The sequence below is a fragment of the Kribbella lupini genome (genome assembly GCF_039529595.1).
GTDB lineage: Bacteria > Actinomycetota > Actinomycetes > Propionibacteriales > Kribbellaceae > Kribbella > Kribbella lupini.
Window position 1 is genome coordinate 1,189,843 of record NZ_BAAANC010000003.1, and the last position, 17,623, is coordinate 1,207,465.

Genomic DNA, 17,623 nt, shown 5'->3' on the forward strand with positions numbered 1-17,623 from the left:
GCGGGGGCGCGGGCGGAGCTCTCAGCTCAGCGCGAGCGTGGTGCGCATCGCGGTGATGCGGCGGATCGGGATCGCGACCTCCAGGCCGTCGCGGTCGTGGGCGCGCTGCGCCATCCAGGCGGCGGCGTGCTCGCGCCGCTTCTCCGACGTACCGGGCAGGTAGAGCGCGCCGACCATCCGCCGGGCGTCGTCGATGCTGCGGACCGTGTAGACGTACCGCTCGCGCTGGCTCTCCATCACGATGAAGCCGGCCCCGCGCAACTGCTCCTTCAGTCCGGTGATCTCCCCACCGGCCGGGAACTGCGGCCGCGACCGCAGCCGCGTGGTGAGCCCGGTCAGCGTCCGCAGGTCGCCACGACGCAGCGGGCGCACCGCCGGGATCGTCGCGGCCAGCACTCCCCCACGCCGTAGAACGCGAGCAGCCTCGGCCAGTACGTCGGGCAACGGCTGCAGCACCATCAGGCCCATCGAGCAGGTGACGACGTCGAAGGCCTCGTTCGCGAACGGCAGGTGCAGCGCGTCCGCCTGCACCTTCGGACCGGGTGCGCCGTCGAGCTGGATCGCGTTGCTGTCGACGCCGACCACCCAGCGCCCGTACAGCTCGCGGGCGACCGGGCCGTTGCCGCAGGCGAGGTCCAGCACCCGCTTGGCCTCGCCGGAGACGGCACGGACAAGCCAGCGGTACGGCGTGTGGTCGCCTGCTACCGCCCGGGACAGCAGGGCTTCGGTACTGCCCGGGGTGGCGGAGTGGAACTCCCGCAGGTACCCGGGCCAGTCGATCTGGTTCTCTGACATCGCGGACAGACGTTACCCCGTGGCCACTGCCCGTACATCATCGAGCGCAGGCAGTGGCCGCAAACTTGACGCGAAACTGATCCGGCGTGCCCGGATTCAGACCAGGCTGACGAAGATGTGGCCCGCGGTCTCGTCGCTGATCACACCGCCGGCGTCTCGGCTGCCGACCAGGACCCCCTCGGCGTCCAGCATCGAGTCCACCTCGCGGCCCGGCAGCGCGCCGGCCCGGCGCAGTACGGACATCGCGAAGTCGTCGGTCTGCACCGGCTCGGCGATCCGCCGGACCAGGACCCGCACGGCCGTGCCGGTCGACTGGTCGAGCACCTTGTCCAGCGGCTCGACCCCGTCGCGGAACTCGCCGATCGGCGTCGCCAGGCTGTCCTTCTGCAACTCCTCCAGGCCCGGGATCGGGTTGCCGTACGGCGACTCGGTCGGGTTGTCCAGGATCTTCATCAGCCGGAGCTCGACGGCGTCGCTCATCACGTGCTCCCAGCGGCAGGCCTCGGCGTGCACGTCCTCCCACTCGAGGCCGATCACGTCGACCAGCAGCCGCTCGGCCAGCCGGTGCTTGCGCATCACGCGGGTGGCCTGCATCCGGCCGACGTCGGTGAGCTCGAGGTGGCGGTCGCCCTCGACCGTGACCAGGCCGTCGCGTTCCATCCGCGCCACCGTCTGGCTGACCGTCGGTCCGGACTGGTGCAGGCGCTCGGCGATCCGCGCGCGCAGGGGCAGGATGCCCTCTTCTTCCAGTTCGTAGATGGTCCGCAGGTACATCTCGGTGGTATCGATCAGCTCGCTCACGACAACCATTCTCGCCTACTCAGGCAAGCCTTACCCAATCGGCGGGCCGATCTGGTCGTTGAGGGTTCGAGCTCACTTCGAAGTTGTTCATCGGCAAGACTGGGCCGGATGACTGCGGTGATGTGGTTCAGACGTGATCTGAGGCTGACGGACAACCCCGCGCTGCTCGACGCGGTGGCGGCGGGCGACGGCAAGGTCGCTGGGCTGTTCGTGCTCGACCCGGCGCTGTGGGACGCGGCCGGCGACCCGCGGCGCGACCACCTGGTCAGCTCGCTGAAGAGCCTGTCCGACGCGATGGGCGGCAAGCTCGTCGTACGCCGTGGCGACCCGGCGGACGTCGTACCCGCCCTGGCCGCCGAGATCGACGCGGCGAGCGTGCACGTCTCGGCCGACCACGGCCCGTACGGCGGACGCCGCGACGCCGCGGTGGAGAAGGCCCTCGACTGCCCGCTGGTGGCGACCGGTTCGCCGTACGCCGTGGCGCCGGGCCGCGTCCTGAACGGACAGGGCAATCCGTACCAGGTGTTCACGCCGTACTTCCGGGCCTGGCTCGAGCACGGCTGGCGGCAGCCGGTCGACGCGCCGGCGAAGGTCGACTGGGTCGGCAAGCGGAGCGACGCGCTGCCGAAGGTCTCGCTCGTCGAGGAGGCCGGCGAGGCCGCGGCCCGGGCGCACTGGCAGGAGTGGCTCGAGGGCGTCGCGGCGTACGACGACGAGCGCGACCGGCCGGACCTGGACAGCACGTCCCGGATGTCGGTCCCGCTGAAGTACGGCGAGATCCACCCGCGCACGATGCTGGCCGACCTGGCCCGGCTGCGCAGCAAGGGCGCCGAGGCGTACCGGCGCGAGCTGGCCTGGCGCGAGTTCTGCGCGGACCTCCTGGCCCGCTACCCGGAAGCGGCCTGGAACCCGCTGCGCCAGGAGTTCACCACGATGGCGTACGACGAACCGGGCGACGCCTTCACGGCCTGGCGCGAGGGCCGGACCGGCTATCCGATCGTCGACGCCGGGATGCACCAGCTCGCGGAGTCCGGCTTCATGCACAACCGGATCCGGATGGTCGTCGCGTCCTTCCTGGTCAAGGATCTGCACGTCCACTGGAAGTACGGCGCCCGCTGGTTCATGCAGCGGCTGCGCGACGGCGACCTCGCGTCGAACAGCCTGAACTGGCAGTGGGTCGCCGGCTGCGGCGCCGACGCGTCGCCGTACTTCCGGATCTTCAACCCGACGACGCAGGGCAAGAAGTTCGACCCCGACGGCGCGTACGTCCGGCGCTGGGTCCCCGAGCTGGCCGAGATCGCCGGGAAAGCGGTCCACGAGCCGTGGCTGCTGCCGGACCCGCCCGCGGGCTACCCGGCGCCGATCGTCGACCACGCCGAGGCCCGGCAGGAGTCGCTGCGCCGCTACGCCGCGATCAAGTAGTTCGCCAAGGCCTTGACCGCCGGATCTCCTGTACCCCTATAGTGCTAGGTAACTAGATCAATGGGGTGACAGATGATTGAGTTCCATCTGGACGGGCGGTCGGGGGTCTCGCCGTACCAGCAGGTCGTGCAGCAGGTCCGCAACGCGTTGCGGCTCGGGCTGCTGCGCGAAGGGGATCAGCTGCCGACGGTGAAGGACGTGGTGGCGAGTCTCGCGATCAACCCGAACACGGTGCTGAAGGCCTACCGCGAGCTGGAGCACGAAGGACTGGTCGCGGCGCGGCCGGGGCGGGGGACGTTCGTGACGCGGACGTTGACCGACCACAGCCTCGCCGCTCACGGTCCACTGCGTGCGGACCTGCAGCGATGGTTGTCGAAGGCCCGTAAAGCGGGACTGGACGACGAGAGCATCGAGGCGTTGTTCAAGGCCACGTTTCGGTCCGCCGCTCAGGAGGACATAGCATGACCGCCGCGTTGAGAGCCCAGGGACTGGGCAAGAAGTACGGGCGCCGCTGGGCGCTCACCGACTGCACGCTCGACCTCCCGGCCGGACGCGTCGTCGGCCTGGTCGGCCCGAACGGCGCCGGCAAGAGCACCTTGCTGAACCTCGCCGTCGGCATGCTGACGCCGACCACCGGCAGCATCGAGGTGCTGGACGCGCCGACCGGCGGGCCCCAGCTCGCCAGGATCGGGTTCGTCGCCCAGGACACCCCGACGTACAGCCGGTTGTCGATCGCGGACCACCTCAAGCTCGGCAAGCACCTCAACCCGGGCTGGGACGACTCCCTTGCACAGCAGCGGATCGAGCGCCTCGGCCTCGACCCGAAGCAGCGGGCGGGCCGGCTGTCCGGCGGTCAGCGGGCACAGCTCGCACTCACGCTGGGCATCGCGAAACGACCCGAGCTGCTGATCCTCGACGAGCCCGTCGCGGCACTCGACCCGCTCGCGCGGCGCGAGTTCCTGCAGGACCTGATGGAGGCCGTCACCGAGCAGGAGCTGAGCGTCGTCCTGTCCTCGCACCTGGTCTCCGACGTCGAACGGTCCTGCGACTACCTGGTCGTCCTGGTCGACTCGCGGGTGCAGATCAGCGGTGACATCGAGACCCTGCTGGCCACGCACTACCGGCTGGTCGGTCCGCGGCGCGACGAGAAGTCGATGCCGCAGAACCAGTACGTGATCTCGGCGAGTCACACCGATCGCCAGTCCACGTTCCTGATCCGGACCGACGAACCGGTCCTCGACCCGGCCTGGTCGGTCTCGCAGCTCACCCTCGAGGACATCGTCCTGGCCTACATGGGCCGCTCGGCGGCGACGAAGCACAAGTCCAACGACCGACCCGTCCTGGAGGTGCAGCGATGATCTGGCTGACCTGGCGGCAGTTCCGCCTGCAGGCGCTGGTGGTCGTCGGCGCGATCGTGCTGCTCGGCGTCTTCCTGGCCGTGACCGGGCCCGGGCTGCTGGACACCTACAAGCTCAGGCCCGACGAGTTCCTCAAGCAGATCCAGTTCGACCGGATCAACCAGTACCTGTACATCGCCGGCCAAGCACTCGTGTACGCCGCTCCGCCGGTGATCGGCGCCTTCTGGGGCGCGCCCCTGATCGCCCGTGAGCTGGAGGCGGGAACCCATCGGCTGGTCTGGAACCAGAGCATCACCCGGACCCGCTGGCTGGTCGCGAAACTGCTGATCACCGGGGTCGGCGCGATGGTCGTCACCGGCCTGCTCAGCCTCGCGGTCTCGTGGTGGTCCGACCCGATCGACGACGCGATCGACACGGGCCAGGCGGCCGGCGTCTACAACGTTCCCCGGCTGCTGCCCGCGGTCTTCGGCGCGCGAGGGGTCGTGCCGATCGGCTACGCGGCGTTCGCCTTCGCGCTCGGGGTCGCGGTCGGCCTGCTCGTCCGGCGCAGTGTGGTCGCGATCGCGATCACCCTGGCCGGGGTGATCGCGATCCAGATCCTGTCGCCGATCCTGATCCGGCCGCACCTGATGACGCCGGTCGAGACCACCGTCGTCGTCACGCCGGAGAACATGCGCGGGCTGCAGCTGTCAGGTCCGGAGGAGAACGCGGTCGTGATGCGCGTCGAGGCAAAGATCCCCGGCGAGGGCAACTGGAAGCTGTCCGAGAACACGGTCAACTCGGCCGGGCAGGTCCAGAAGACCCTGCCCAGCTACGTCGCCGAGTGCGGGCCGCCTCCACCGAACGCCACCGAGGAGGAAGCCAGGAGCCGGCAGCCGTTGAGTGCCTGCTTCCAGCGCCTCGCGGACGACGGGTACCGGCAGCAGATCAGCTACCACCCGGCCAGTCACTTCTGGGGCCTGCAGTGGCGCGAGTTCGGGCTGTTCCTGCTGCTCGCGCTCGGCCTGACCGGCTTCAGCTTCTGGCGGATCCGACGCGACCTGACCTGATCAGCCACCGCGCCAGCAGCGCCACCGCCAGTACGACGGCGGCGGCGATCGCCGAGGCGGGCGGCAAGGTGAAGGCGAGTACGACACATCCCAGCAGTCCGAGGACATTGACAGCCCGGGGCCAGCGACGCTGGTCCCGGGTCTGGGTGAAAGCGGCCGCGTTGGCGACCGCGTAGTACAGCAGGACACCGAACGACGAGAAGCCGATCACGCCGCGCAAGTCGACGGTCAGCACCAGGACGCCGACCACGACGGCGAGCGCCACCTCGGCGTGGTGCGGGACACGGAAGCGTGGATGAACTGCCGCGAGCCAGCCCGGTAGGTCGCCGTTGCGAGCCATCGCCAAGGCGGTCCGGCTGATCCCGGCGATCAACGCCAGCAACGCACCCAGGCTGGCCAGCGCGGCGCCGACCCGGACGATCGGGACCGCCCACGCGGCCTCGGCGGCGCGGACCGCTGTCGTCAGCGGCGCGCCGGAAGCCGCCAGGCCGGGGGCTCCGACGGACCTCAGCAGCATCAGGCCGATCACGAAGTAGATGCCTACGGCAATCAGCAGCGCGATCGAGACGGCGCGCGGGATGGTCCGGGCCGGGTCGCGGACCTCCTCCCCCATCGTCGCGATCCGTGCGTACCCGGCGAAGGCGAAGAACAGCAGGCCGGCCGCCTGGAGCACGCCGTACACACTGGTTCCCCCGGGCCACACCGACGGAAGCGGATCGGTGCCGGCCGAGGCTTGCAGGAGCACCAGGACCAGGGCGAGGACGGCCAACGAGCAGACGACCAGGACGCGGGTCAGGCGCGCTGTCCGGGTGACGCCGCGGTAGTTCACCGCCGCCAGCAGGATCACCGCGAGCAGCGCGACGCCGCGGCGCAGCCAGCCGGGATCCGGGACCGCGTAGGTGGCGAAGGTCAGCGCCATGGCCGCGCACGAAGCGGTCTTCCCGAGGACGAAGCAGGAGCCCGCCAGGAAGCCGACGGTGGGTGAGAGCCGCTCGCGGCCGTAGACGTAGGCACCACCGGACACCGGGTACTGCGCCGCCAGCTGGGCCGAGGACGCCGCGTTGCAGTAGGCAACGATCGCGGCGATCACCAGGCCGACGAGCAGCGCGCCGCCGGCGGCCTGGGCAGCCGGCGCCCAGACGGCGAACACGCCGGCGCCCACCATCGAGCCCAGCCCGATGACCACCGCGTCCGTCACCCCGAGCCCGCGCACCAGGCCCGGCTGCGGGTCACCCGCGCTCGGCGTCGGCTCGTCCGGGTTCATACCTGCTGCTCCGTGGACTTCATGTCTGCGGGTCGCCCGCTCTCAAGGCCGCGGCGATCTTCTGTTCGGCCTCGGCCGCGACAGCAGCCGGGGCCGCCGGCATCAGGTCCGCCCAGAGCGGAAGCATCTCGCGACGGGCTTCGAGCATCCCGAGCGGGCGGGGGTAGAACCAGATGTGGAAGTGCGACGAGCCGTCGCCCCAGCGGTAGACGTGCACCCGCGCGATGTCGCCGAGCGCGAGGATGGCCCGCTCGATCCGGGCGACCACACCGCCGTACCCGGCGGCGACCCGGTCGGGCAGATCGGCGAACGAGTCGTGGTGCTCCCGCGTGGTCAGCCAGACGATGCCCGGGATGGTGACCTCGGTCGCCCGGCACAGCACCCAGTCGTCGTTCTGCCACAACGGCGGTTCATGGCCGGACGCGGCCGGGTCGGCGATCCAGGCGCAGAGCCCGCAGGGAGCTCCGCCGGGCTCACCGACGCGCGGCGGCTCGGGGATCACCCGCGGTCCGGGCGTCAGCCGGGTGAGCGGTTCGGCGTACGGCAGTGTCATGGCGGTTCCCCTCGGCAGCATGGTCAGGTCGATCTCCATGTAACGCCTCTGTTGCAGAAATTGCAACAGCCTTGTTGCACGCTCACGGTTCGACCAGGCCGCGCAGGATCAGGTCCAGGGTCAGTCCGCGGACCCGCGCCTTGGACCAGTGGTGCCGGCCGCGCATGTGCACGTAGGTGGTCGTCGCGCTCACCATCACGATCTCCGCGACGTCGTCGACCCGGCCCCGCGGGTGCAGCGAACCGTCGTCCGCGCCCTCGCGCAGGAACCGCTCGAACGGTTCCAGGTAGACCACCGAGCCGTTGCGTTCCTGCTCCCGGTGGAAGACCAGGTCCGACGACATCATCAGCGGAAGATGCCGATCCAGTACGTCGAACAAGGCGTTCAGCGCCTTGACCAGGCCTTGCCGGCCGGACCCGGTGGCGGTCAGCACCGGCCACATCGCGTCGCGGTAGTCGGTCGCCAGCGCGTCGAGCAGCGAGTTCAGCAGCGCCTCCACCGTGAAGCCCTGCCGCCACAGCGTGACCCGGGACCGGCCGACCTGCTCGGCCACGCGCTCCAGCGTGACACCGTCCCAGCCGTGCTCGGCCAGCACCGCGACCGTCGCCGCCCGCAGCGTCTCGTCGACCGTGACCGTCATCGCGCCGCACTCCTCACTACCGGGCCCCTTGTGAAACGCCGGCGTTGCATCCACGATGACTGTACCAAGGCACCAGGAGGTCCAGGTGGAATCACGAACCGAGGTCCGGCTCCAGCTCACCGGGCCGGAGGCGACCGCGCTGGCGGCGCTGGCGGAAGGCGTGGCCGGCGTCTGCGAGTCCCCGGTGACCGAGGAGCAGGCCGTGGTGGCGGCGCTCGAGCTCGCGCTGCGCCGATTGCTCGAGGACTTCGAGGTCCCGGACCCGGCGGCCCGCGCCCGCGCCCAGACCGCGCACGACGAACTCCGCCGTGGCTGGGTCCGCGGCAACGCCTCGCTCTGAGCCCGGGCGATGGAAGGCGAGCGCCGCCGCGACCTGGCTAGACCGCCTTCAGGATCGTCAGCAGCCGCGCGACCTCGGACGCGACCGCCGTACGGGCGGGGCCGAGGTACTTGCGGGTGTCGACGAGCGTCGGCTGGTCGGCGAGGATCTCGCGGACGACCCCGGTGAACACGTTGTTGAGGTGCGTCGCGATGTTCACCTTGGTCATCCCGGCCTCGACCGCGCGGGTCAGGTCCTCGTCGGCGACACCGGACGAACCGTGCAGCACCAGGGGAACCGGTACGGCGGCCCGCAGCTCACCGATCAGCGTGAAGTCCAGCTCCGCGGTCCGCTCGGTCATCGCGTGCGACGAGCCGACCGCCACCGCGAGCGCGTCGACGCCGGTCGCCTCGGCGAAGGCGAGCGCCTCGTCGGGCCTGGTCCGGGCGCCGGGCGCATGCACGCCGTCCTTGCCGCCGACCTCACCGATCTCGGCCTCGACGAACACGCCGTGCTCGTGGCAGTACGCGGTCACCTCGCTGGTCGCGGTGACGTTGTCGGCGTACTCGAGCTTGGACGCGTCGAACATCACCGAGGTGAAGCCGAGCGACACCGCCTCGGTGACCAGGTCGCGGTCCATCGCGTGATCGAGGTGCACGACGACCGGCACGCTCGCCGCGGCCGCGGCCGCCAGGGTGGCGACGCCGATCGGCTTGAGCGCGCCGTGGTACTTCACGGCGTTCTCGCTGATCTGCAGGATCACCGGTGCGCCGACCTGCTCGGCCCCGGCGATCAGCGCGGTCGCGTGCTCCAGCTGGATCACGTTGAACGCGCCGACTCCACGGCCCGCCTGGGCTGCGGCCAGCACGACCTCGGCTCCGGACACCAACGGCATGAGCTTCTCCTTATCGGACGACGACCTGCGGCTGCCACCGCCGGTACGCCGCAAGATCGATGTCACCGGCAACCGGTGTGAGGACGGCGGCGGCCGACGCGGCCACCGCGGACTTGAGCACCAGCGACCAGTCCGGCTGGGCCGACTCGGCGATCGCGGCGGCGACGACGGCGGTGCACGCATCCCCTGCACCGGTCGGGTTTCCGGCCACCCGCTCGACCGGGTCGGCGCGCCAGACGCCGGTCCGGCTCGCGGCGACCATGCCGCGCGGGCCGTCGGTGATCACGGCGGCGGTGGCGCCGAAGTCGACCAGCCGGCGCGCGCCGTCCTCGACGGTCATGTCGTCGCCGAGGGCTTCGTGCAGCTCGGCCGCGTTCGACCGGACGACCGCGCCGGCCTCGGCCGCGGCGAGCAAGGCCTGCCCACCGGTGTCGATGACGGTCCGTACGTCGCGTTGCCAGGCGAGCGTCGCGAGCTCCGAGTAGGCGTTGGCCGGCAGACCGGGCGGCAAACTGCCCGAGCAGGCCAGTACGCCGAGCCGCTGCCACGGCATCCGCTCGGTCAGCGCGCGCCACTCGTCGGCCGCGACCGCCGGGCCGGTCTCGTTGAAGATCGTCGCGTCGCCGTCGACACCGTTGACGATGGCAACGGTGCGCCGGGTCTCGCCCTTGATCGGGGTGAGCAGCGAGGTCAGTCCGGCGTCGAAGAGTTCCTCGGCGACCTGCTCGCCGGTGACTCCGCCGACGAAGCCGAGCACCAGCACCTGGTGGCCGAGCGTGGCGGCGACCCTGGCGACGTTGACTCCCTTGCCGCCGGCCCGTGTCCGCACGGCGTCGACCCGGTGACTGGCGCCGACCACGAGCTCGTCGACGGCGTACGTGACGTCGAGCGCGAGGTTGAGCGTGACGGTGCCGATCACGACGTCTCGAGCCACTCGCCGCGGCGCATCACCTTCTGGACGGTGTAGTCGTCGTCGAGCACGACCAGGTCGGCACGCTTGCCGGTCTCGATGCCCCCGACGTTGTACCACCCGAACGCCTCGGCCGGCGTCGTCGACGCCATCCGCGACGCGTCCACCAGCGAGACTCCGGCGTTCACGGCGTTGCGATAGGCAACATCCATGGTCAGCGTGCTGCCCGCGATCGAGTGCGAGCCGTGGGCGAGCGTGGCCAGCCCGTCCTTCACGTCGACCTCGAGGCTGCCGAGGTTGTACCGCCCGTTCGGCATGCCGGTGGCGACCATCGCGTCGGTGATCAGTGCGATCCGGTTCACCCCGGCGGCGGCCAGCGCGACCCGGACCACCTGCGGGTCCAGGTGCATGCCGTCGTTGATCACCTCGAGCAGCAGCCGCGGATCGTTGAGCGCGGCACCGACCGGACCGGGGTCGCGGTGGTGGAACGGCCGCATCCCGTTGAACAGGTGGGTCGCGACCGTCGCCCCGGCGTCCGCCCCCGCGATCATCTGCTCGTACGTCGCGTCGGTGTGCCCGAGCGCGGCGACCACGCCGGCGTCGACGACCTGACGGATCGCGTCCAGCCCGTGCTCCAGCTCCGGCGCGATCGTCACCATCTTCACCGCGTCGCTGAGCACCTTGGCGACGTCACCCTCGACCGGGTCGCGCAGCAAGGTCGGCTCGTGCGCCCCGCAGCGCGCCTCGGACAGGAACGGGCCCTCCAGGTGGACGCCCGCGATCACGCCGTCGGTGACCAGGTCGGCCAGGCACGCGGTCTGCGACACGAGCTCGTCGAGCGGCCCGGTGACCAGGCTGGCCATCGTCGTCGTGGTCCCGTGCCGGGCGTGGAAGGCCGCGACCTTGCGCGCCTCCTCGGGGTCGGTCGTCGAGTACGTCGAACCGCCGCCACCGTGGGTGTGGATGTCGACGAACCCGGGGACGACGGTGGCGTCGCCGAGGTCCTGCGGGCGCTGCCCGTCGGCCGGCATCCCCTCGGACCGGCGGCCGAAGGCGAGGATGTCGCCGTCCTCGATCTGGAGCCAGGCGCTCTCCAGGACGTCGTCCGGCGTCACCAGCCGGCCCACCTTGTACGTCGTCATTCGGTCTGCTCTCCGCTCTCGTCCACAGTCACCCGATCCCACGCCAGCAAGGCGGCGCCCAGACAGCCGGCCTCCTCGCCGAGCTCCGCGGCGACGATCTCCGGCTCGCGCTGGAACGTCAGCCGCTCGTGCACGCCGGCGCGCAACGGCGCGAGCAGGGTCTCCCCGGCTCCGACCAGTCCGCCGCCGATCGCGATCCGGGTCGGCGCGACCAGCGTCGTGTAGAGCACCAGCGCGTCGATCAGCGCGGTCAGCGCCTCGTCCCACACGATCGCGGCGTCGGCGTCGCCTTCGGCCAGCAGCTCCAGGACCTCGCGGGCGCCGTCGACGACGCGACCGGTGCGAGCGCCGTACCGGCGGGCGAGCGCGGCCGCGGAGGCGACCGTCTCCAGGCAGCCGTACTGGCCGCAGGCGCACAGCTCGGCGGCCTCGCCGTGCACGAAGCGGGTGTGGCCGAGCTCACCGGCGTACCCGTCGCCGCTGACCAGGGAACCGTCGACGACCATCGCGGCCGCGATGCCGGTGCCGAGCGGGAGGAAGAGCGAGTTCGTGGTGCCGCGCAGGGCGCCCTGGCGCAGCTCGGCGTAACCGCCGGCGCGGACGTCGTGGGCGAGGTGGACCTGGTGGTCGGGGCCGAGCGCGGCCTGGATCTCGGCGCGGACCGGGGTGTTCACCCAGAGCAGGTTCTCGGCGCTGACCGTGCCCTGCTCGGCGTCGATGATGCCCGGTACGACGACGCCGACCGCGCGGACCCGGTGCCCGTCGGCAGCGGCCTTCTGGCTCAGCTCGACGACGGTCTCCAGCAGCGCGTCCAGCACCGCGCGGCCACCGCCTCCGGAGGGCGGCAGAGCCCGGGGCGTCGACCTGGTCTCGCGGTGCAGCACGGCACCGTCGGCGGCGACCAGGCCGCACTTCATCCGGGTTCCACCGAGATCGACGGCAACCACGACTTCACAGGGCTCCACGGAGCGCCATTATGCAGCGTTACCCAGGGGTTCGAACATCCGTGAGCAATCGGTGGACAGTATTCGCCAGACCAGTTGACCTACTGGCCCGCCGCTTCGAAGGCTGCGACGGGCCTGTCGGACACGGTACGTCGCGTCAGGCGCGCAGGCCGCGGTCGAAAGCGGCCACCAGGAAGGCGATCAGGTTCTCGGCCAACCTACTGGCGTCGTCGACGTCCTCGGTGCCCGGGGCCCGCGACAGCGCCTGCGACTGGTGCAGCGCGAGCAGACCGAGCATGTTGACGTAGCCGAACGCGACCGACTCCGGTGCCGCTCTCGGCAGCGCCTGCTGCAGCGCCGCCAGGTAGCGGGCCTCGACCGGGTCCGCCTCCGCGGCGTACAGCTCGCGGATCCGCCGGCTCGGGTCGAACGCGACCCGGCCGATGAACCGGGCCACGATCGCGCCCCGCTCCCCCCGGCGCAGGACGAGGTCCAGCCCGGGCTCGATGAACGCCCTGATCAGCTGCTCGGCGGTCGGCTGCCCGGCCGCCTCCAGCTGGTCGAGCCGGCGCCGGCGTTCGGTGTTGACCGGTGCCATCGCGCGCGCCACCGCGGCCCGGAGCAGTGCCTCCTTCGAGCCGAAGTGGTAGTTCACCGCCGCGATGTTGGCGGCTGCCGCGACCGTGATCGCGCGCAGCGAGGTCCCTTCGTAGCCGCCCTCGCCGAACCGCTGCTCGGCGATGTTGAGCAACCGCTCCCGGGTCGATTCCACGGGTGGTGTTTCCACAGAGTTCTCCTTCCCCCCGGCCACCGCTCGCGCAGGCACCCCACCTGCTTACGCGCCGTAGCCTGCAGTCAGCATAGTTCAAACGGACGTTTGAATGAGAGTGCTCGGAGCAGTAAATCTCTGGGAACGCGGGAAAACCCTTGATGGTGCAGTTCTGCGGACGTGTTTTCAGCTCGTCGGGCGGACCTCGGACCGCGACAGCGAGCTGGGAGCGTCAGGATGAGCGCCTTCGTCGACGCCGATCCCCAGGCGTTCGACCAGCTCACCGCCGAGCCAACCGGTGGCACCGGCCAGCGCGACACCGGCGAACCCGAGCACGACGGCGAAGACCGGCGGATCCCACTGGTCGGCGCCCTTGCGCAGCAGCCAACTGACGGCGAAGAGCAGCAGCACCACGACGTTGCCGATCCCGTGCAGCGCGCCGACGCGCTTGGCGCGGGTGCCCGACGGGATCGCGAGATAGTCGACGGTGCCCGGCAGCGCGGCCAGGAGTCCACCGATGACGCCGGCGGCGATCAGGTACCCCGACGCCAGCGCGAAGCCGGCCCGATCGGTGATCAGGTGCAGGATGTCGAAGACCACGGCGGTGCTCAGCAGTCCCAGCGGAAAGACGATCATCACCGGATGGACCGCGTGGCCCATCGCGCGAGCCCGGCTCTTCATGGCAACTCCTTCGGTACGCGCTGTTGAGGTGTTCCCCCGGTACCCACCGGAAGGGTCACGCCATGCGTACGGCCGGTGATCGCAGCGGCGGTCCAGGGTTCTCGCGGCCGATTGCTGCCCCCGGTGCTCGGGTACCTCTTCCCATGGCCATTTCAGATCCGGCGAAGGCGGCGGCGGTGACGACCGTCGTGATCAGCCGTAACCGCAAGGAGGAACTGCGCGCGAGCCTGCCGCGCCACCAGCGGCCGGTCGTGCTGGTCGACAACGGGTCGACCGACGGCACGGCCGAGATGGTGGCTCGTGACCACCCGGACGTCGACCTGGTCGCGCTGCCCGCCAACGCCGGCGCGCAGGCGCGCAACCTCGGCGTCGAGCGGGCGCGGACGCCGTACGTCGCGTTCGCCGACGACGACTCGTGGTGGGCGCCCGGCGCGTTGGCAACCGCCCAGCAGATCCTCGACACGCACCCGAGGATCGGGTTGCTGGCCGGGCGGATCCTGCTGCGCGCGGAAGAGGTCGAGGACCCGCTCTGCGCGGTGATGGCGCTGTCCCCGCTCGCCGGGGACGACGAGCTGCCGGGGCGGCCGATCCTCGGGTTCGCGGCCTGCGGCGCCGTCGTACGGCGGGAGACGTTCCTGGCCGTCGGCGGCTTCGACGAGGTGATCTTCTTCGCCGGCGAGGAAGCCAGGGTGGCGCTGGACCTCGCGGCCGAGGGCTGGGCGATGCGGTACGTGCCCGAACTGGTGGTGCATCACCACCCGTCCACCCAGCGGCGCCGCAACGGCCGGACGGCCTTGATCGCGCGGAACGCGATCCTGACCGCGGTGATGCGGCGTCCTTGGCCCGTCGTACTGAAGCAGGCCACGGGCACATTGACGGCGCCCGGTGGTGCCGGCGCCGTCGCGTCGGCGCTGCCACGCATCCCTGCCGCACTGCAGGCCCGGCGCCGGGTGCCCGCCGAGGTGGAGACCCAGCTCCGACTGCTCGAGTGGTGGCAGGCATGAACCGCTCACCCGCGGCCGGGGACGACCGGATCTCCGTGGTCGTGATCAGCTACAACCGGTGCGCCGAGCTGGACCGCTCACTGACCGCGCTGGAACGCTTGCCGGAGAAGCCACCGATTGTTGCCGTCGACAACGGTTCGGTCGACGGCACGTCGGCGATGGTCCGGGAGCGGCACCCCGCCGCCACGCTGATCTCACCAGGCCGGAACCTGGGCGCGGTCGGCCGCAACCTCGGCGTCCGCGCGACGACGACCAAGTACGTCGCGTTCTGCGACGACGACACCTGGTACGACGAGGGCGCGCTGTCGCTGGCCGCGGACCTGCTCGACCGCCACCCCACGCTGGCCGTGGTCAACGCCGGCATCGTGGTGGAACCGCGCGGAACGCTCGACGCGATCTGCGAGGAGATGGCAGCCAGCCCGCTGGACCGGCCGGACGGTCTGCCCGGGCATCCGCTGCTCAGCTTCCTGGCCGGAGTGTCGATCGTCCGCCGGAGTGCCTTCGTCGAGGTCGGCGGGTTCTCGGAACGGCTGTGGCTGGGCGGCGAGGAGGAGTTGCTGGCCTCGGACCTCGCCCGCCGGGGCTGGCGGATGGCGTACGTGCCCGAGGTCGTCGCGCACCACCGGGCCTCGACGCTGCGCGATCCCCACCTCCGGCGACGGCACGGGATCCGCAACACGCTCTGGTTCACCTGGCTGCGGCGGCCGGCCGGCAGCGCGACCCGCCGTACGGTGCGGCTCGTCCGACAGTTGCCGCGGGACCGCGTCACCGCCCTGGCGCTCGCCGACGCCGTCCGGGGTGTGCCCTGGGTGCTGCGCGAGCGGGACGTCGTACCGGACGACGTCGAGCGCGGATACCGCCTGCTGGAGGAGATGCAGCTGCACAGCAAGGCCCGGCGCTACGTTTCCTGACCCGTCAGGACGCTTCGGTGTGCGGCGGGTGCCGACCCGGCCGCGGTCGGGCGGCGCGGTGCCGCACGTAGGATCGGTGGGCATGACGACGCACGAGTTGCTGCGGATCGAGCGGCGGTTCCGGGGTCCGGACAAGTCCGCGAACGGCGGCTACACGGCCGGTCTGGTCGGGACTCGACTGGGCGGATCCGGTGAGACCGTCCCGCAGGTGACCCTGCGGATGCCGCCGCCGCTCGAGACCGACCTCGGCCTGAGCACCGGCGACGGCAGCGCGTTCCTGCGAGCGCCGGGCGACACCGTGGTCGCGGAGGCCGAGCCGGTGCCCGCCGACGTCCTGGGCGACGCGGCGATCGACCCGGTCCGGTACGACGAAGCGCGCGCCGCCGAGTCGTCGTACCGGGGGCTGCGGAACCACCCGTTCCCCGGATGCTTCGTGTGCGGGCCGGAGAACGAAGCCGGGCTGCGGCTCCGGCCGGGTGCGCTTGAGGACGGCCGGACGGCGTGCACGTGGACGCCTGCCGCCGACCTGGCCGCGGCCGAGGACGACCTGGTGGCGCCCGTGCACCTGTGGGCGGCCCTCGACTGTCCGGGCGGCTGGAGCATCGACCTCGACGGGCGGCCTTCGGTGCTGGGCCGGATGACCGCCTGCGTCGACGCCCAGCCGCAGCTCGGTGAACCGTGCGTGATCATGGGCCGCAACCTCGGCGAGTCCGGCCGCAAGACCTTCACCGCGACCACGCTGTACGACTCCGACGGCCGCATCCTGGCCCGCGCCCGGCACACCTGGATCGCTGTCGACCCGGCCTTGTTCAACTAGCAGTCAGGACGAAGGTCGGCGACACCTGCCAGGCCAAGGGGCGGCCGCCGTACGTGAAGGACGGCACGAGGAACCGGTACGCGTGTGAGCCGCGCTGGGTCGCGACGAACGTGTAGTCGCCCCAGCCGCTCGTCAGGTCGACCCACTTGAGGTCACGCCAGGCCGTGCCGTCCCAGCGCTGCAGGGTGGTTCTGACGTTCGCCGCGGGCGAGACGGAGATCCGCGCCCGGGCCGGCTGACCGAGCGTCACGGTCGGATCGGCGAACGAAGCGAGCACCTTCGGCCGGGTGAGCGTGGTGTACGCCGGACCGATGACGCCGAGACCGAAGCTGTCGGCGCCGAGCTTGTCCGGTACGGCGATCCGGTAGTCCCGCGTTCCGTAGGCCACCGGCGCGAACCGGAACCGGCCGTCTGTCCCGCTCTGGACCGTGCCGACGGCGTACCAGGGCGAAGCGGCGTTCGCCCGCGCCTGCAGGACGACCGGCCGAGGCGCCTCACCAACACGGTCCGCCCAGCACGGCCCCGGGTCGCAGAACCGGCTCAGCCGCTCGATCACGCCGCTGATCACCGTCGGCTGCCCGTACGTAGTCGAGGCGGGGACGGTCACGGCGCCGAACCGCTCGGTGTCGAAGGCGAGCGAGGTTCCGGGCGACGTCACCATCCACTCGTTGCGCTCGTACACGTTGACGGTGATCGGCGGCTTGTCGGTGGTCCGGAAGGTCACCGTGGTCGCGGTCGTCCAGGGCACCACGACGTCCCAGATCGTCACGGTCGCCAGGCTCGCGTAGACCTGGAAGGTGTGCGGCGCGGTGGGCAGGTCGAGCGGGTCACCGGCGTTGGGGTCCGTCTTGGCGGGGCCGGCGTGCCACGTCATGGCGAAGTGGTTGTCCGCTCCGGCGATGACCTGGTCGACCACCGGGGCGTTCGTGGCCAGGGTGTCGAAGGGAACCGACAGGCCGGCCGGGCTGGTGGAGCCCCCGGCCGCCGTACCGGCGTACACCGCGATCCGGACCGACGGCTGGCTGCTGAACAGCCCGACCGGCAGGTCCACCTGGTTCGGTGCGGCCGCGGTGCTCGCCGTCTCGGTGCCGAGGCCGGACGGGTACTGCGGGAACACCCGGTTGGGCAGCGACCCCACCTCGTTCCAGGTGACCCGGACGTGGGTGTGCGCGGTGCTGGACCACGCCACCTTCACGTTCGTCGGTGCGGGGTCGGCGGCGGCCGCGGGACTCGCCAGGCCGAGCGTCAGGACCAGTCCGGCCACTACGGCCGTGGCGACACTTCTCACGGGACACACCCCTCTTGGATTACCGGTTACGAACTAGATGCAGCCGGGCAGGCGGAAGTTA

Annotated in this window: 20 protein-coding genes; 8 read left to right on the forward strand and 12 right to left on the reverse strand. The window is 71.3% G+C overall.

What is annotated here, in order from left to right:
- Positions 1-21 precede the first annotated feature (21 nt).
- Both ABD235_RS31915 and ABD235_RS31920 read right to left on the reverse strand, forming a co-directional pair.
- Entirely contained in the window at positions 22-795 is a 774-nt protein-coding gene (locus ABD235_RS31915) for a class I SAM-dependent methyltransferase (protein ID WP_344180942.1), read from the reverse strand.
- A gap of 96 nt (positions 796-891) precedes the next feature.
- Positions 892-1,605 carry an iron-dependent transcriptional repressor DtxR gene (locus ABD235_RS31920; protein WP_425553203.1) on the reverse strand — a complete coding sequence of 238 codons (714 nt, stop codon included), beginning with the start codon at positions 1,603-1,605 and terminating at the stop codon, positions 892-894.
- A 99-nt stretch (positions 1,606-1,704) separates the two neighbouring features.
- On the opposite strand from ABD235_RS31920, the gene ABD235_RS31925 reads away from it, so the two are divergent.
- The 4 genes from ABD235_RS31925 to ABD235_RS31940 all read left to right on the forward strand — a co-directional run bounded on the left by ABD235_RS31925 (position 1,705) and on the right by ABD235_RS31940 (position 5,425).
- Complete coding sequence (locus ABD235_RS31925) at positions 1,705-3,018, forward strand: cryptochrome/photolyase family protein (protein ID WP_344180946.1); 1,314 nt, start codon at positions 1,705-1,707, stop codon at positions 3,016-3,018.
- Between the two features lie 72 nt (positions 3,019-3,090).
- Positions 3,091-3,483, forward strand: coding sequence for a GntR family transcriptional regulator (locus ABD235_RS31930; protein ID WP_344180948.1), 393 nt, complete (start codon positions 3,091-3,093; stop codon positions 3,481-3,483).
- Positions 3,480-4,376 (forward strand): ABC transporter ATP-binding protein, encoded by an 897-nt coding sequence (locus tag ABD235_RS31935; protein ID WP_344180950.1) that lies wholly within the window; start codon positions 3,480-3,482, stop codon positions 4,374-4,376. The genes ABD235_RS31930 and ABD235_RS31935 overlap by 4 nt, the downstream gene beginning before the upstream one ends.
- Positions 4,373-5,425, forward strand: a complete 1,053-nt coding sequence (locus tag ABD235_RS31940) for an ABC transporter permease (RefSeq protein WP_344180952.1) — start codon at positions 4,373-4,375, stop codon at positions 5,423-5,425. The genes ABD235_RS31935 and ABD235_RS31940 overlap by 4 nt, the downstream gene beginning before the upstream one ends.
- Here the strand turns inward: ABD235_RS31940 and ABD235_RS31945 are convergent.
- The 3 genes from ABD235_RS31945 to ABD235_RS31955 are packed head-to-tail and all read right to left on the reverse strand — an operon-like array spanning position 5,391 to position 7,882.
- Complete coding sequence (locus ABD235_RS31945) at positions 5,391-6,689, reverse strand: APC family permease (protein WP_344180954.1); 1,299 nt, start codon at positions 6,687-6,689, stop codon at positions 5,391-5,393. The genes ABD235_RS31940 and ABD235_RS31945 overlap by 35 nt on opposite strands.
- Positions 6,690-6,708: 19 nt before the next feature.
- The gene (locus ABD235_RS31950) at positions 6,709-7,281 is read right to left on the reverse strand and encodes an HIT family protein (RefSeq protein ID WP_344180956.1); all 573 of its coding nucleotides are present in this window, start codon (positions 7,279-7,281) and stop codon (positions 6,709-6,711) included.
- A 43-nt stretch (positions 7,282-7,324) separates the two neighbouring features.
- A complete protein-coding gene (locus ABD235_RS31955) occupies positions 7,325-7,882 on the reverse strand; it encodes a TetR/AcrR family transcriptional regulator (RefSeq protein WP_344180958.1) in 558 nt (185 codons plus the stop codon).
- An 85-nt stretch (positions 7,883-7,967) separates the two neighbouring features.
- On the opposite strand from ABD235_RS31955, the gene ABD235_RS31960 reads away from it, so the two are divergent.
- On the forward strand, positions 7,968-8,222 hold the full coding sequence (locus ABD235_RS31960) for a hypothetical protein (RefSeq protein WP_344180960.1): 255 nt from the start codon (positions 7,968-7,970) through the stop codon (positions 8,220-8,222).
- Positions 8,223-8,259: 37 nt separating this feature from the next.
- On the opposite strand, the gene ABD235_RS31965 is transcribed toward ABD235_RS31960, so the two are convergent.
- The 6 genes from ABD235_RS31965 to ABD235_RS31990 form a co-directional block, all read right to left on the reverse strand.
- The gene (locus ABD235_RS31965) at positions 8,260-9,096 is read right to left on the reverse strand and encodes a class II fructose-bisphosphate aldolase (protein WP_344180962.1); all 837 of its coding nucleotides are present in this window, start codon (positions 9,094-9,096) and stop codon (positions 8,260-8,262) included.
- Positions 9,097-9,106: 10 nt separating this feature from the next.
- Positions 9,107-10,030 carry a 1-phosphofructokinase family hexose kinase gene (locus ABD235_RS31970; RefSeq protein ID WP_344180964.1) on the reverse strand — a complete coding sequence of 308 codons (924 nt, stop codon included), beginning with the start codon at positions 10,028-10,030 and terminating at the stop codon, positions 9,107-9,109.
- Positions 10,012-11,148 (reverse strand): N-acetylglucosamine-6-phosphate deacetylase, encoded by a 1,137-nt coding sequence (gene nagA / locus ABD235_RS31975; RefSeq protein WP_344180966.1) that lies wholly within the window; start codon positions 11,146-11,148, stop codon positions 10,012-10,014. Before nagA ends, ABD235_RS31970 begins: the two co-directional genes overlap by 19 nt.
- Positions 11,145-12,113 carry an ROK family protein gene (locus tag ABD235_RS31980; protein WP_344180968.1) on the reverse strand — a complete coding sequence of 323 codons (969 nt, stop codon included), beginning with the start codon at positions 12,111-12,113 and terminating at the stop codon, positions 11,145-11,147. Before ABD235_RS31980 ends, nagA begins: the two co-directional genes overlap by 4 nt.
- Positions 12,114-12,249: 136 nt before the next feature.
- Positions 12,250-12,879 (reverse strand): TetR family transcriptional regulator, encoded by a 630-nt coding sequence (locus ABD235_RS31985; protein ID WP_344180970.1) that lies wholly within the window; start codon positions 12,877-12,879, stop codon positions 12,250-12,252.
- 168 nt (positions 12,880-13,047) lie between these two features.
- Positions 13,048-13,542 carry a DUF2231 domain-containing protein gene (locus ABD235_RS31990; protein WP_344180972.1) on the reverse strand — a complete coding sequence of 165 codons (495 nt, stop codon included), beginning with the start codon at positions 13,540-13,542 and terminating at the stop codon, positions 13,048-13,050.
- Positions 13,543-13,685: 143 nt separating this feature from the next.
- On the opposite strand from ABD235_RS31990, the gene ABD235_RS31995 reads away from it, so the two are divergent.
- The 3 genes from ABD235_RS31995 (at position 13,686) to ABD235_RS32005 (ending at position 16,274) form a co-directional block, all read left to right on the forward strand.
- A complete protein-coding gene (locus ABD235_RS31995; RefSeq protein ID WP_344180974.1) occupies positions 13,686-14,546 on the forward strand; it encodes a glycosyltransferase family 2 protein in 861 nt (286 codons plus the stop codon).
- Positions 14,543-15,457 carry a glycosyltransferase family 2 protein gene (locus tag ABD235_RS32000; RefSeq protein ID WP_344180976.1) on the forward strand — a complete coding sequence of 305 codons (915 nt, stop codon included), beginning with the start codon at positions 14,543-14,545 and terminating at the stop codon, positions 15,455-15,457. The genes ABD235_RS31995 and ABD235_RS32000 overlap by 4 nt, the downstream gene beginning before the upstream one ends.
- A gap of 82 nt (positions 15,458-15,539) precedes the next feature.
- Positions 15,540-16,274, forward strand: coding sequence for a hypothetical protein (locus ABD235_RS32005; protein WP_344180978.1), 735 nt, complete (start codon positions 15,540-15,542; stop codon positions 16,272-16,274).
- On the opposite strand, the gene ABD235_RS32010 is transcribed toward ABD235_RS32005, so the two are convergent.
- The gene (locus ABD235_RS32010) at positions 16,267-17,562 is read right to left on the reverse strand and encodes a hypothetical protein (protein WP_344180980.1); all 1,296 of its coding nucleotides are present in this window, start codon (positions 17,560-17,562) and stop codon (positions 16,267-16,269) included. The two genes, ABD235_RS32005 and ABD235_RS32010, sit on opposite strands and share 8 nt — an antisense overlap.
- Positions 17,563-17,623 lie beyond the last annotated feature (61 nt).